At 63.9% G+C, this 15,521-nt stretch carries 9 protein-coding genes; 6 read left to right on the forward strand and 3 right to left on the reverse strand.

Annotated elements, in window-relative coordinates; genetic code table 11:
* Positions 1 to 154: 154 nt before the first annotated feature.
* Both B0G82_RS26890 and B0G82_RS26895 read right to left on the reverse strand, forming a co-directional pair.
* Positions 155 to 2,815 (reverse strand): heavy metal translocating P-type ATPase, encoded by a 2,661-nt coding sequence (locus tag B0G82_RS26890; RefSeq protein WP_121309610.1) that lies wholly within the window; start codon positions 2,813 to 2,815, stop codon positions 155 to 157.
* A 127-nt stretch (positions 2,816 to 2,942) separates the two neighbouring features.
* Positions 2,943 to 3,593, reverse strand: a complete 651-nt coding sequence (locus B0G82_RS26895) for an FMN-binding negative transcriptional regulator (RefSeq protein WP_121309611.1) — start codon at positions 3,591 to 3,593, stop codon at positions 2,943 to 2,945.
* A gap of 294 nt (positions 3,594 to 3,887) precedes the next feature.
* On the opposite strand from B0G82_RS26895, the gene B0G82_RS26900 reads away from it, so the two are divergent.
* Entirely contained in the window at positions 3,888 to 5,306 is a 1,419-nt protein-coding gene (locus tag B0G82_RS26900; RefSeq protein ID WP_121309612.1) for a DUF1254 domain-containing protein, read from the forward strand.
* 228 nt (positions 5,307 to 5,534) lie between these two features.
* Positions 5,535 to 9,311 (forward strand): DUF748 domain-containing protein, encoded by a 3,777-nt coding sequence (locus B0G82_RS26905; RefSeq protein ID WP_121309613.1) that lies wholly within the window; start codon positions 5,535 to 5,537, stop codon positions 9,309 to 9,311.
* A gap of 8 nt (positions 9,312 to 9,319) precedes the next feature.
* On the opposite strand, the gene B0G82_RS26910 is transcribed toward B0G82_RS26905, so the two are convergent.
* The gene (locus B0G82_RS26910) at positions 9,320 to 10,867 is read right to left on the reverse strand and encodes a PLP-dependent aminotransferase family protein (RefSeq protein WP_121309614.1); all 1,548 of its coding nucleotides are present in this window, start codon (positions 10,865 to 10,867) and stop codon (positions 9,320 to 9,322) included.
* 129 nt (positions 10,868 to 10,996) lie between these two features.
* Here B0G82_RS26910 and B0G82_RS26915 point away from each other — a divergent pair, with 129 nt between their 5' ends.
* The 4 genes from B0G82_RS26915 (at position 10,997) to B0G82_RS26930 (ending at position 15,504) form a co-directional block, all read left to right on the forward strand.
* A complete protein-coding gene (locus B0G82_RS26915; protein WP_121309615.1) occupies positions 10,997 to 12,094 on the forward strand; it encodes an ABC transporter ATP-binding protein in 1,098 nt (365 codons plus the stop codon).
* A gap of 108 nt (positions 12,095 to 12,202) precedes the next feature.
* On the forward strand, positions 12,203 to 13,252 hold the full coding sequence (locus B0G82_RS26920; RefSeq protein WP_106281714.1) for an ABC transporter substrate-binding protein: 1,050 nt from the start codon (positions 12,203 to 12,205) through the stop codon (positions 13,250 to 13,252).
* 119 nt (positions 13,253 to 13,371) lie between these two features.
* Positions 13,372 to 14,649, forward strand: coding sequence for an ABC transporter permease (locus tag B0G82_RS26925; RefSeq protein WP_121309616.1), 1,278 nt, complete (start codon positions 13,372 to 13,374; stop codon positions 14,647 to 14,649).
* A 15-nt stretch (positions 14,650 to 14,664) separates the two neighbouring features.
* On the forward strand, positions 14,665 to 15,504 hold the full coding sequence (locus B0G82_RS26930) for an ABC transporter permease (protein ID WP_121309617.1): 840 nt from the start codon (positions 14,665 to 14,667) through the stop codon (positions 15,502 to 15,504).
* Positions 15,505 to 15,521: the final 17 nt, after the last annotated feature.

A 15,521-nucleotide genomic window follows, 5' to 3' on the forward strand; every position in this document is an offset into this window, starting at 1 on the left:
GCAAATTGGCCCCGCCGTGTGCCGGGTATTTCTGTCTGCGTCCGCTCAGTGCGTCGAACGACTTGCGCGCTGCGTCAGGCGCACAGCCACAGAGCGCCGTGACGACGCCCGAAATCGGCGCGGCCGCCCGCATGGCATCGCTCTGCGCGTTCGCTCAGCTCGCCGAGCGATTCTGCGCGCCGCGCCAGGTGCGTAGCAGCAGAGCGTTGGTCACGACGCTCACGCTCGAAAACGCCATCGCCGCGCCGGCGAGCATCGGGTTCAACCAACCGAAAGCGGCCAGCGGAATTCCGATCAGGTTATAAACGAACGCCCAGAACAGGTTCTGCTGGATTTTGCGCCACGTCTTGCGCGAGATGTCGATGGCGTCGGCCACGAGCGCCGGATCGCCGCGCATCAGCGTAATGCCGGCCGCGTGCATGGCGACGTCGGTGCCCGTCGCCATCGCGCTGCCGATGTCGGCGGCGGCGAGCGCGGGCGCGTCGTTGATGCCGTCGCCCGCCATCGCCACGATGCCGGCGCTGCGGATTTTCAGGTCGCGGATCACGCGGGCCTTGTCGTCGGGCAGAACCTCCGCGTGGAATTCGTCGATGCCGAGCGCCCTTGCCACGCTTGCCGCGCTGCCGCGATTGTCGCCGGTGAGCAGCACGCTCTTGATGCCCATTTCCGCGAGCCGTTCGACGGCGGCGCGTGCGGTCGGTTTGACGGTGTCGCCGAAAGCAATCAGGGCGAGTGCCGCGGGCGCTTGCGGATCGCGCTGCATGAGCCAGGAAACCGTGTTGCCTGCGCCTTCGAGTTCGTGAGCGCGAGCGGCGAGTTCCGGCGGCAGGTCGATGCCGAGTTCATTGAGCCAGCGCGTGCTGCCAAGCGCCAGTGTGCGGCCGTCGACGTCCGCTTCGACGCCACGGCCTGCAACCGCGCGCGCGGCGCTCGCATGCTGCGGCGGGATTTGGCCAGACGCCGCCGCGACGCCGATGTCCGTTGCCAGCGCACCGCCGGCGCTCGCTGCCGCCGCACCGCGAGTTCTCGCTGCCACCACACCGCCGGCGTCAGCCGCCGTCGCATCGCCGCTGTGCGCCGCCGCGACTTCATGCGCCTTCAACACCGCGCGCGCCAACGGGTGATCGCTATGGCGCTGCACCGCCGCCGCAAGCGCCAGCGCTTCATCGCGGCCGATGCCGCCGATCGGCTCGAACGCCGTCACCGACGGCTGGCCGAGCGTCAACGTGCCGGTTTTATCGAACGCGACGATCGTCACGCGATGCGCGGTTTCCAGCGCTTCGGCGTCCTTGATCAACACGCCGTGCCGCGCCGCGACGCCGGTGCCGGCCATGATCGCCGCCGGCGTGGCCAGGCCGAGCGCGCATGGGCACGCGATCACCAGCACGGCGACGGCGTTCAGAATCGCGGTTTCGCCGCCGGCGCCTGCGATCAACCAGCCCACCAGCGTGAGCGCGGCAATCGCCAGAATCGCCGGCACGAAGATCTCGCTGACGCGGTCGACGAGGCGCTGGATCGGCGCTTTCTCGGCCTGCGCACTTTCCACGAGGCGGATGATCCGCGCGAGCGTGGTTTCCGCGCCGATCGCGGTGGTCGTCACGGCAATCGCGCCTTCGCCGTTGATCGAGCCGGCGGTGACCGCGTCGGCCACCTGCTTCGGCACCGGCAGGCTTTCGCCGGTGATCAGCGATTCGTCGATATGCGTGCGGCCTTCGAGCACCGCGCCGTCGACTGGCACGCGTTCCCCGGGGCGCACGAGCACCACCGTGCCGACCCCCACTTGCGCGAGCGGCACGTCGCGTTCGTCTGCGCCGACGCGAATGCGCGCACGGTCGGGACGCAGCGCGTTGAGGGCGCGGATAGCGTCCGTGGTCTGGCGCTTGGCGCGCGCTTCGAGCCACTTGCCGAAACGCACCAGCGTGATCACGACCGCCGACGCCTCGAAATACAGATGATTCATGTCGCCCGGATGAGTCGCCAGTTCGTAGACACTGATGCCATACGCCGCCGACGTGCCGAGCGCCACCAGCAAGTCCATGTTGCCCGCGCCGGCCCGCACGGCGCGATAGGCCGCGCGATAGAAGCGTGCGCCGAACACGAACTGCACAATCGAGGCGAGCGCGAGTTGCAGCCATGGCGAGAGCATCGCATGCAGGCCGAACCATTCGCCGAGCATCGGCGCGACGAGTGGCAGCGTCAGCACCGCGGAGGCGAGCACCGCGGCCAGTTCGCGGCGGGTCTGGTCGCGCTTGCGGTCGGCGGGCGCAACGTGGTCGGCGTGGTCGGTCGCGGCCGATGCATCCGGCGGCACGATCAGGCTCGCTTCGTAGCCCGCTTTCTTGACGGCGGCGATCAGCGCGTCCGGCGCGGCGGCCGCGCCATCCAGACTCACGGTTGCGGTTTCGGTGGCCAGATTCACCGACGCGCCCAGCACGCCCGGCACTTTCGCCAGCGCTTTTTCGACGCGCATCGCGCACGAGGCGCAGGTCATCCCGCCGATCGCCAATTGCGTGGATTGCTGCGCGTCGGCAACGAGCGGAGGCGTGTCCGTGGCGGCTGGCAGCGTGGCGTCGTAGCCCGCCTTGCGCACGGCGTTGGCGAGCGTCTCGGGATCGACGGCGGCGTCGCTCTCGACGCGCGCTCGCTCCGTGGCGAGATTCACCGATGCCCGCGCGACGCCCGGCACTTTGTTGAGCGCTTTCTCGACGCGCAGCGCGCACGAGGCGCAAGTCATTCCGCCGATGTCGAGTTCGGCGATCCGGGCGGAAGAGGCGGCAGCGTCCGCGGGGCGCTGCGAGTTGGCAAGTTCGGTCATGGTAGGCAAGGCTCGTGGCGGCATCGGCCGCATCATGAACCCAGTATTGACCTTCCCATGATGGGAAGGTCAAGGACGAATTGCGGGACGCGTTTCAAGGCCGCGCGCGCATCGCCGGAACGCTCGCTCAGAAGGCCGGCGGCGCGTTCAGCATGGCTTGGCCGATGGCCTTCTGTTCGTCGCTTGCGCGTGCCAGCAGGGTTTCGGCCGCGCCGCGGCGGTCGTCGGCCGCCTTGTTCTGGCCGAGCTTCCACTTGCCGACCAGCCGTGTCACCTCGATCTCGATACCGACGATCGCGCCGAGCATCTGCGAGATGAAGTCAGCGGGCGCGTCGCCCATTTTCCATGGCACCGGTTCGCCAGCTTCCATCTTGCGCGTCAGACGTGCAACCAGGCCGCGCACGAACGACTCGTCGTCGCGCACGGCGATGCGGCCGTGGGCATGCACCACCATATAGTTGTAAGTCGGCACCTGCCGATGCGCTTCGTGCTTGCTCGGATACCAGTTAGGCGAGATATAAGCGGCCGGACCCTGGAAGATCACGAGTGCTTCCGGATTCGCGGCGGCTTCCTGCCACACCGGGTTCGCGCGGGCGACGTGAGCGCGCAGGATGCCGTGCGTTTCACCGGCCGTCGACGGGACTTCGAACTCGAACGGCACATGGTTCGCATCGAGCCCGTTCGGCCCGTTGGTGATCAGCGCGCCGAATGGCTGCTCGGCGATCAGCCGATGGAGAACCTCCGGGCGGTTCTCTTCGAAATGGGCGGGCATGTACATGAAGCGCTCCGGATACGAGGGGGCGAAAGAGCAATGACGAAAAGCCGCCCGAGACGCGGGACGCCGGGGCGACGTGACAAAAAACGTCAACCGTACCGCAAAAAGGCGGCTTGCGCGCGAACCGGCGCTAATCCTGCCTTTGCGCTTGCCTGCCGGGCAAGGATACGATACAACCCGATGTTGTCGGCATCGCGAACCGCGGACTGTCTGCGTTGGGCTTTGGGAGGCCGCGCACACAGGGTTCGTTGCACGCCGGCGTCTCCTTTAGGACCACACGTTCCGCCACCTGAACGAATGATAAAAAATCGCCGAGCATCGTTTTCGATTCACTGGACCTGCGCATCGTTCGCGGGCCTCGCATTTCTGGCCGGTTGCGCGTCGACCCCCACCGCGACACAAAAATCCACGGGCTGGATCAAGGACGAAGTGGCCGACTCGTACGTATTCGGCTATCCGCTGGTGTTGATGGGCGTCGCGCGCGATGCGGCGGTCGGCACCAATCCAGGCCAGGCGCCCCTCAATACGCTGCGCCACGCCCAGGCATTGCCGCCGATCGGCGCGTCCAATCCAATGCAGCCAAGTCTCGATACATTCGATTCGACCGGCTGGCTGGACGTGGGCAGCGAACCGGTGATCGTTTCGCTGCCCGATTCGCACGGCCGCTATGTCGACGCCCGCGTGCTCGACATGTGGACCAACGTGGTGTGGTCGACCAGTTCGCAGTTCGACACGCGCGCGGCCGGCATCAAGGCGCAGGCGATCGCCTTTGTCGGTCCGGGTTGGCAAGGGGATTTGCCCAAAGGTGTGAAGCGCGTCGACGTGCCGACTCGCAACGCGTGGGTGAGTGTGCGTATCCAGTCGAACGGCACGCGCGACCTGACGGCGGTTCGGAAGCTGCAGCGCGCCATTCGCGTCGCGCCGCTGAGCGTCTACGCGGGCGACAGCCGGTCCGCGTCGATCACGCCGCCGCGCAGCAATGCAGCCGACGCCGCCGCGGGCGCTGCCGGCACGCCGGCCGCGCAGGTCGCGGCGCTCGACGCCAACGGCTTCTTCACGCGACTCGCGCAGGCCTTGCCTGACAATCCGCCGACTCCAGCGGATCCGCACGCGCTCAAGTTCCTCTCGGACCTCGGTGTGACGCCCGGCGAGCCGGTCAAACTCCCGAAGGCGCCGGAAGCCATCGCGGCCGGTCTCGCCGACGGTCACGAACGCGTCGTCACGCCACCGTCCAATTTGCTGAGCGGCAACGGCTGGAACTGGTTCGGCGACGCCGTGGGCAACTACGGCCCCGACTACGCAATGCGCGCCTATGCCGCTTATGCGCAACCGGGCATCGGCACGAAAGACGACGAAGTTCGCGCGGTCGTTACGCAGGACAGCGACGGTCGCGCGCTCAACGGCGCAAACCGCTACGTGATCCACTTCGCGCCGAATCAGTTGCCGCCGGTGCGCGGCTTCTGGTCGATCACGGCCTACACGAAGGACGGCGCGCTCGGCGAAAGCGCGCCGGCGCGTCTCGCGGTCGGCGATCGCAATGGCGCACGCCGCAATCGCGACGGCTCGCTCGACGTGACGGTGTCGTCCACGCGGAGCCGGAGCGGCAATTGGCTGCCGGCGCCGCGTGCCGATCTGCAACTGGTGCTGCGTCTGTACGCGCCCAAGCCGCAAGCCACCGACGGCAGTTGGCAACCGCCCGCCGTCGTGCGCCAGTGATGCTTCCGTGTCCACACCGTGACAGCCGCGCTTCAGTAACGAGCGCTTGACGCATCGAACGTCGCAGGTCCGCCGCATCAGCTCGGCGGACCTGCGACGCTATTGCGCGGAGTATTGTGTAAGCCACGCCTTACATTTATATCCCACGAAAGATTCACGACTTATACTGCCGCTTGCGGGATTTTCGTTTTCGCGGCGGGCTTGCCGCCGCACTACCCAAGACCGAGCATGGCAAGCCTCAATAAAGCATCATTAGCCTCGTCCATGCAGACCATGCGCGATGTCGCGCAGTCACGCCGCACCCGGCGTGTCATCACCGGTCTGCTGATCTTCGTTGTACTGTTCGGTCTGCTGGGCTTCTTCGCGGCGCCGCCGCTGATCCGCCACATTGCCGAGCAACAGCTCAGCAAACAACTCGACCGTCCCGCCACCATCGGGCGCATTGCGCTCAATCCGTACACGCTCAAGCTCGAAGCCGATCGTGTGCATATCGGCGAGCGCGGCGGCGCGGGCGACTTCGTCGATATCTCGCGGCTCATCGTGCAGCCGTCATGGAGTTCGCTGTTTCGCGCGGCGCCGATCATCGACGAAGTGCAGCTCGATTCGCCGCGCTTTCATATTGTTCGTTACGATGCGCAGCGCTTCAATTTCACCGACCTGATCGAGAAATTCTCGAAGCAACCGGCCAAGCCGGATAGCAAACCCACGTTGTTCTCCGTGTCGAACATCAGGCTCGAAAATGGCCAGATCACGTTCGACGACAAACTGCTCGGCGCGACGCATGTAATCGATCAATGGAAGCTTGGGATTCCGTTCATCGCCACGCTGCCGTCGAAAACCGATATCTTCGTCGAGCCGTTATTGCGTGCGCGGATTGACGGCAGTCCGCTTGCCATCGACGGCAGGACCAAGCCGTTTGCCGCGTCGCGCGAGTCGGAAGCGTCGCTGCGTTTCGACGGGCTCGATGTGCCGCGTCTCATGTCATACGTGCCGACCAAACTGCCGGTGATCGTGCAGTCCGGCAAGCTGTCCACCGATCTCAAGCTCAACTTCGTGGTCTCCAACGACGCTCCTTCGCTGCGCGTGGCGGGCACCGTCGATATGAACGACGTGGACGTGCAGGATCAGAGCAAGGCGCCGTTCTTCGCGGCGCGCGCGCTGCATGTGGCGGCCGCCACGCTCGAGCCGTTGAAGAGCCTCTATCACTTCGACGAAATCCGTATCGACGCGCCGACCGCCAACCTTGCGCGCGATAAAGAAGGCGTGGTGAGCGTCGAGAAGATGTTCGCGCCCGCGCCGGCGCCGGCGCCAGCGTCTGCGTCCGCCCCCGCGTCTGAAACCGCTGCGGCGCGACCGGCGGCGAGCGCGCCGCTTGCCGCATCCGGTTCCAGTGCCGCGGAAAAGACAGCGCCGCCGCTGGATCTGTCGATCAAACGCTTCGTGCTCAATGACGGCACGGTGAACGTTCACGACAACGCGGCTTCGCGGCCCGTCGACGTCGGCCTGCAAAAACTGGCCGTGACGCTAACCGATTTTTCGACGCTTGCCACCGCGCCCGCGCACTACACGTTAAACACGGATTTTAAGGACGCGGGCGGCTCGCTCGGCGTGGCCGGCGCGTTCGGTCTCGTCGCGAAGACGGCGAGCGCGAAGATCGATGTGAAGTCGTTGAAGCTGCCGTTGCTGCAACCGTATATCGACACCGCAACCGTCGCGCAGATCACGGACGGCGCGCTGTCCGCCACCGCCAATGTCGGCGCGAACTGGTCGAAGTCGCCGGTAGCCGTGATGGTCACCGATTCGCAACTGAATCTGCAATCGCTGAAAGTCGCGGCGCGCGAAAGCAAGGACCCGCTGATCTCGCTCGCGCAAGGTAGCGTGAAGATCAGGCAGGTGGATGTGGCGGCGCGCAACGCCGAGATCGCCAGCGTCGACACGACCGGCCTCGCGGTCGATGCGCAGCGTCTGAAAGACGGCAAGATCAACCTCGCCGCGCTTGCCGGCCAGCACGAAGCCGCTCCGCAGCGCACCGCGATTCACGCGGTCAAGAAGGCGCAGGCGGAAGGCCCCGCGTGGCACTACAAGATCGGCGAACTGACCTTGAAGGACGCCACCGCCAATTTCACCGACAACACCACGCCGCAGCCGGTGAAACTGAACATCACGCCGCTGCAACTGAAGGTGCAGAACGTCAGCGACGACCTGAGCCGTCCGTTGCCGATCGATTTGCAGGCCACGCTGAACAAGAAGGGCACGCTTGGCGTAAAGGGCGACGTCACGGCGACGCCGCTTAAGGTGGCCGTCAAGGTGAACGCCAACCGGCTCGACGCAGCGGCCTTCGAGCCGTACTTCGGGAGCAAGCTGAATGCGGTGATCGCGAGCGCGCTGCTCAATGCGAACGGCGACCTGACGTTGAATCAGGCAAAGTCGTTGAAAGCCAATTATCACGGCGACCTGGCGCTCGTCGAAGTCCGCATGCTCGACAAGGCGACCTCCGACCCGTTCGCGGGATGGGGCTCGCTGGCATTGTCCAACCTGAAAGCCGATTACGACGAGCATGGCACCGTGGTCGACGCGGGCCGCGTCACGTTCACCAAGTTCTATGGACGCGTGCTGCTCGATCCGCAGGGCAAGCTCAACCTGAAGGACGTCGTTGCGCATGAAAGCGGCGCGCCGCAATCGCTGACGCGCGACAAGAGCGGTGCGGACCCCGTGCCGTTGACGCCGCAACCAGCATCGGCGGTCGCGGCTGCGCCCGCGCCGGCTTCATCGGCTGCACCTGCCACGGTGACGGCGGCCACGCCGCCGTCAAGCCCGGTCAAACTGCACTTCGGTCAACTGGTCCTGCAACAGGGCCGCGTGACGTACACCGACAACTTCATCAAGCCGAATTTCACGGCGAACCTGGTCAACATTCAGGGCACAGTCGGCGCCTTTGGCACGCAATCCACCACGCCCGCGCCGGTCGACATCGCCGCAAAACTGGCGGCCAATGGCCCGCTGTCGATTCGCGGCACCGTCAATCCGCTGATTGCGAAGCCGGCGCTCGATCTGACGGCGGTCGCGCACGATATCGAACTGACCAATCTCACGCCGTATTCGGCGAAATATGCCGGTTATCCCATCACGAAGGGCAAGCTGAACGTCGATCTGCATTACAAGCTGGAGAACGATCAGCTGGACGCGAATAACCATATCTTCATCGACCAGCTCACGTTCGGCGATCACGTCGATAACGATACGGCAACCAAATTGCCGGTGCGTCTCGCGATCTCGCTGCTGAAGAATTCGCGCGGCGAAATCGACGTGAACCTGCCGGTGTCGGGCTCGCTGTCGAATCCTGAGTTCAGTATTGGCGGCCTGATCTGGCACGCCGTGCTTAATCTGCTACAGAAGGCGGTGACCGCGCCGTTCTCGTTGATCGCCAACGCGTTCGGCGGCAAGGGCGAGGAGTTGGGCTACGTCGAGTTCGAACCCGGTTCGGCGAAACTCACGGACGCCGACACCCAGAAACTCGACACGATCGTGAAGGCGCTGTCCGACAAACCGTCGATCCGTATGGACCTGATCGGCCGCGTCGATCCGGCTGTCGACGAACCCGCGTTGCGCACTGGTTATGTCGATCGTCTCGTCAAGCAGCAGAAGATCAAGGACGTGGTGGGCAACGGCGAGAGCGTCGATCTGTCGACCGTCACCGTCGACCCGAAGGACTACGACAAGTATCTGAGCAAGGCCTACAAGTCGGCCGACTTCAAGAAGCCGCGCAATTTTGTCGGCCTGACCAAGAGCTTGCCGGACGACGAGATGAAGAGCGCCCTTGCCGCCAATGCCCCGATCGACGACGCCAGCCTGCGCCGACTCGCGCAGCAAAGAGCGCAGAGCGTGCAGCAGTATCTGGACGGCAAGATCGACAGCAGCCGCGTGTTTATCGTCGCGCCGAAACTGAACGCCGAGGGCATCAACGACAAGGGTGCGACGACGCGGGTCGACTTCGGCTTGAAGTGAGCGCGCGCTCAGGCGGCGCGCGTCGGCGCCTTCAGCGCGGTTTGCTCGATCACGCGCGCGAGCGTGTCGAACGCGGGACCGATCTTGTCGTTCGGCACGCACGCATAGCCGAGCAGCAGCCCGCGACGCGCGGGTGTATCGCTACTGTAGTAGCTCGCGAGCGGACGCACGATCACGCCGGCGTCGTAAGCGGCGGCGGTCACCGCGCGGTCGTTCGCGTGATCCGGCAAGCCAAGCACCAGATGCAGGCCGGCCTCGTCGCCCATCACCGGCAGTTCGTTGCCGAAGCGCGCGGTGATCGCATCGATCAGAATCTGCCGCCGCTCACCGTATAGCGCGCGCATGCGCCGAACGTGCGACGTGAGATGGCCGTCCATGATGAAGTCGGTCATCACCGCCTGCTGCATCAACTGACCTTCGCGATACAACTCGGCCACGCCCGTGCGGAACGTGTCCACCAGATGCTCGGGCGCGATCATGTAGCCGATCCGCAAGCCCGGAAACAGCATCTTCCCCAGACTGCCGACGTAGATCACCTGGCCGGCTTCGTCGAGTCCTTGCAGCGACGCGAGCGGACGGCTGCCGTAGCGGAACTCGCTGTCGTAGTCGTCCTCGATGATCCATACGTTGTGCTGGCGCGCGTATTCGAGCAGCGTGCGGCGGCGCGCGAGGCTCATCACCATGCCGAGCGGATACTGATGCGACGGCGTGACGAGCGCGAGCCGCGGCGGCTGTTGCAAGTCCTGTTCGCGCGGATTGAGGCCTTCGTCATCCACCGGCACCGGCACGAGGGTAATCCCCGATGACTGCAGCACGCTGCGTGCGCCCCAATAGCACGGTTCTTCCACCCACGCGCGGTCGCCGACATCGGTCAACAGGCGCACCGCCAGATCGATCGATTGATGAATGCCCGTGGTGATGATGATCTGGTCCGGCGTGCAATTCACCGAGCGCGCCACGCGCAGGTAATCCGACAACGCTCGCCGCAACGGCCGGTAGCCGCCGCCGGGCGCGTAAGTAAGCAGATCGGGATTGGCTTCCTTCCACAAGCGCGCCTGCAGGCGGCTCCATGTGCGCGCCGGAAATTCCGCGACGTCGGGCACGCCCGGCATGAACGCGCCCCACTGTTTTGCGGACACGCCGGCTTTGTCGATCAGACGCCGTCCGCGAGTCGACAGATCGCTGAGGTCGCGTTTCGGCGGCTTGGGAGTTTCCCTGGGTGTGTTGTCTTCCTTGTCGACGCTCGCCATTGCCGGCTTGCTGCGCATGTTCACGGCGGCCGTGTCCGGGCGCGTGTCGGCAACATAAGTGCCGCTGCCGGTGGTCGAGATCACATAGCCTTCGGCGGTCAACTGGTCGTAGACGTGCAGCACCGTGTTGCGCGCAATGCCGAGGTCTTCGGCGAGCGTGCGCGAACTGGGCAGCTTGGTGCCAGGCGGCAGCTGGCCGGTCAGGATGGCCTGCTGCATGAGCCGCAAGGTCTGCCGGTAGACCGGTTCGGCGGCCGTGCGGTCGAGCCGCGCGGCGAGCCAATCCGACAAGATCACGGTGTCCAAGTGGTTCTATCCGGAATAATGAAATGGTTCCATATTGTAGAACCGTAACGGTCTATAGTGAGCCACGCAATTGATGCAATCCCGCTGCTTTGCACGGGAGCCAGCCGGACCGCAGAGGAGACTTGGACGATGAAAACCGAAGACGTGATCGTCAGCTTTCGAGGTGTGCGCAAGACCTATGACGGCGAAACGCTGGTCGTCAAACAGCTCGATCTGGATATCTACCAGGGCGAATTTCTGACGCTGCTCGGGCCCTCCGGTTCGGGCAAGACCACCTGTCTGATGATGCTGGCGGGTTTTGAATTTCCCACCGGTGGTGAAATCTGGCTGGATGGCACGCTGCTTAATACCGTGCCGCCGCACAAGCGCAACATCGGCATGGTGTTTCAGAACTACGCGCTGTTCCCGCATCTGACGGTGGAGCAGAACGTCGCGTATCCGCTGACCGTGCGCAAGATTTCGGCGGAAGAGCGCGCGCATCGCACGAATAACGCGCTCAAGATGGTGCGCATGGAGAGCTTCGCGAAGCGCTATCCGGCGCAGCTTTCCGGTGGCCAGCAGCAGCGTATCGCGCTCGCCCGCGCGCTGGTGTTCGAGCCGAAACTCGTGCTGATGGACGAGCCGCTCGGCGCGCTGGATAAACAGTTGCGCGAACACATGCAGTACGAACTTAAATCACTGCACGAGAAACTCGGCGTCACGTTCGTGTACGTTACGCACGATCAGGGCGAGGCGTTGACCATGTCCGATCGCGTCGCCGTATTCGATAAAGGCATCGTGCAGCAGCTCGATACCGTGGATCGGCTGTATGAATCGCCGTGCAATGAGTTCGTGGCGAACTTCATCGGCGACAGCAACAAGCTGCGCGGCACGATCGCGAATGTCGATGGCGAGTACTGCGAATTCCATCTGATCGACGGCACGCGCCTCACCGGCCGCAATATTGGCGGTGCGCGCGCGGGCACGCCGGCGGTCGCGTGCATCCGGCCCGAGCGCATGAAGCTTGCCAACGGGTCGTCACGTCCGGGCGCCAACGCGCTCGCCGGCGAAGCGCGCGGGCTGATCTATTTCGGCGACCACGTACGCATGCGTTGTGGTCTGCCGCAACAGGACGAGTGCTTCGTGAAAGTGCCGCTCGGCACCGGCGTGCTCGACACCTTCGCGCCCGGCGCACCGGTCGCACTCGAATTCGCACCCGAGCATTTGCGAGTATTCGCAGGGGCGTGAACGCGTCGACTACGCAATGTGTTCGACGCAGGCAGAGCAGGTCAAGCAGCACATAACAAAGTCGCACCGAACGTATTGAAGCACACCACCAAAGGAGAGCAACACACCATGAGCAAGATCGGGAAATCGCGCTGCGCCATCGCTGTCGGTGCTGTGGCGCTCGCGCTGGGCGCCGCGCAAGTTAATGCAGCGGAATTGACGGTCGTCAATTTCGGCGGCGCGAATGGCGACGCGCAAAAGGTTGCATTCAACCAACCGTTCGAAAAAGAGACCGGCAATAAAGTCACGGCTGTCGAATACAACGGCGAGCAGGCCAAAGTGAAGGCGATGGTCGAAGCCAAGCATGTGAACTGGGATGTGGTGGAAGTCGAATCGGGCGATATCGGCCGGGGCTGTGATGAAGGGCTGTACGAGAAACTCGACTGGTCGAAGATCGGCAAGAAGACTGATCTGATTCCCGAAGCACCGCAAACTTGCGGCGTCGGCTTCTTCGTGTGGTCGACGGCGCTGGCGTACAACGCGGACAAGCTGAAAACGGCGCCGGCCGGCTGGGCCGATTTCTGGGACGTCAAGAAATTCCCCGGCAAGCGGGCGATGCGCAAGGGCGCGCGCTACAACCTCGAATTCGCGTTGATGGCCGACGGCGTGCCGCCGAAGGACGTCTACAAGGTGCTCGCCACCAAGGAAGGTCAGGACCGCGCGTTCAAGAAGCTCGACGAATTGAAGCCGAACATCCAGTGGTGGGAAGCGGGCGCGCAGCCGCCGCAATTCCTGGTCGCAGGTGATGTGGTGATGTCCACCGCCTACAACGGCCGGATCGACGCCGCGCAGAAGGAAGGCAAGAATCTGAAGGTGGTCTGGAACGGCAGCATCTACGACCTCGACTATTGGGCGATTCCGAAGGGGACGCCGAACAAGGCGCTGGCCGAGAAGTACATCGCTTATTCGCTTGCGTCGAAGCCGCAGCAGGACTATGCGCACCATATCGCGTACGGTCCGGTGAATGTCGCGGCAATCAAGGCGCTCGATCCGAAGACGCTTGCGAATCTGCCGAACTCGCCGGCTAATGGGAAGAACGCAGTGCTGCAGAACCTGGCGTTCTGGACGGATCATGGCGATGAACTGGAACAGCGGTTTTCGTCGTGGGCGTCGAAGTAATTAGTCTTGCGTGAGAGGGCGCGGCTGGGAGAGTGGTCGCGCCTTCGAGATGTGCAATGACGCGCGCGCATTTTTTATGGATGTGCGTGCGGTTCCAATGTAGAGCTGGAGAGACGGGTGTGACTACGATGACGATCGCTGCTGATTCCACGCCTGAATCGAGTGGCCGACTCAAACGCGAACTCAAAGCGGCGGAGGCCAGGAAGCGTGCGATGGCGCTGTTGTTGATCGCGCCGCTCGCGATTTTTCTGCTGCTTATTTTCGTCGTGCCGATCGGCGCGCTGCTCACGCGTGCCGCGCAAAATCCCGAGGTCGTCAACGCGCTGCCGCATACACTGGCCTCATTGAGCGCATGGGATCGCAAGACGCCGCCGCCCGACACCGCGTATGCCGCGCTGGCGGTCGACCTCGCCGCGATCGCCGACAGCGACGGCATGGGAGCGCTTGCGCGACGCCTGAACGTGGAGATTCCCGGTTACCGTTCGCTGGTCGCCAAGTCCGCACACGCCATGCCGTTCGTCGACGACAACAACAAGGCCTTGCAGCTGACGCCCGCCCAGATGCACGCGAAATTCGCCGAACTGGACGAGCGCTGGAACGACGTCGCGTACTGGCAGGCCATTGCAAAAAATTCCGGCGCATATTCGCCGTTCTATCTGCTGGCTTCGCTGGACCACAAGCAGGACGCGTTCGGCCACGTCATTCCGACCGATCCCGATCAACAGATCTATCTCGCCGTGTTCAACCGCACCTTTGTGATCGGCGCGGCGGTGACGCTCTTCGCGTTGTTGCTCGGCTATCCGCTCGCTTACTGGATTTCGACGCTGTCCGAGCGCCGCGCAAATCTGGTGATGATTCTCGTGCTGATTCCGTTCTGGACCTCGATCCTCGTGCGCGTCGCCGCATGGATCGTGATTCTGCAAAGCGAAGGGCTGGTGAACAAGGCGCTGATCGGCAGCGGGCTGCTGCATGACCCATTGGCGTTACTGTTCAACCGCACCGGCGTCTACATTTCGATGACGCACATTCTGCTGCCGTTCATGATCCTGCCGCTGTATAGCGTGATGAAGTCGATCCCGCCCACCTATCAGCGCGCCGCCATCTCTCTCGGCAGTCATCCGTTCGCCGCGTTCTGGCGCGTCTATGTGCCGCAGACTTATCCGGGCATCGGCGCGGGCGCTTTGCTGGTGTTCATTCTGGCGATCGGCTACTACATCACGCCGGCCTTGCTCGGCGGACCGAACGATCAGATGGTCAGCTACTACGTCGCGTACTTCACGAACGTGACGATCAACTGGGGCATGGCGTGCGCCCTCGGCGGCCTGCTGCTCGCCGCGACGCTCGTGTTGTACGTCATTTACGGACGCTTCACGCGCTCGTCACTGAGCCTCGGCTGAACGGAGTCTATTGCGATGAAACTTGCCAAGCCTTTGTTCGCGCCGCATACGTCTTTGGTCGAACGCGTGTGGTATTTCGCGTTGCGTGCGCTGGCCGTGCTCACGCTGCTCTATCTCATCTTGCCGGTGCTGGCGATCGTGCCGCTGTCGTTTTCGTCGAGCACGTTTCTGGTGTATCCGATTCCCGGCTGGTCGTTGCGCTGGTATCAGAATCTGATCACATCCGATGAATGGCGCATGGCCGCTAAGAACAGCTTTATCGTCGCGCCGTCGGCGACGGTGCTTGCAACCGTGCTCGGCACGTTGGCGGCAATCGGACTGACCAAGGCGAACTTCCGCGGCAAGGGTCTGCTCATGGCGATCCTGATTTCGCCGATGATCGTGCCGGTGGTGGTAGTGGGTGTCGGCATGTATCTGTTCTTCGCGCCGCTCGGGTTGGCCAACACCTACATCGGCCTGATTCTCGCGCATGCGTCGCTCGGCGTGCCCTTTGTCGTGACGACGGTGGCCGCGACGTTGCAGGGGTTCAACTACAACCTCGTGCGGGCAAGTCTGTCGCTAGGCGCGAATCCGGTGAAGACGTTCTTCCGCATCACCTTGCCGGTGATCGCGCCGGGCGTGATTTCAGGCGCGCTGTTCGCGTTCGCGACTTCATTCGACGAAGTCGTCGTCACCTTATTCCTGGCGGGCGCGGATCAGACAACGTTGCCCCGACAGATGTTTACCGGCATTCGTGAAAATATCAGCCCGACCATCGCCGCGCTGGCAACAATTCTGATTGTTTTTTCCACTAGCCTGTTACTGGCGCTCGAATGGCTGCGTGGCAGAAATGCAGCGCGAGCAGTCAAGGCTTGAGTATCGACGCGAGCGGG

Origin of the sequence: Paraburkholderia sp. BL17N1, assembly GCF_003634175.1 — a bacterium.
Classification (GTDB): Bacteria; Pseudomonadota; Gammaproteobacteria; order Burkholderiales; family Burkholderiaceae; genus Paraburkholderia.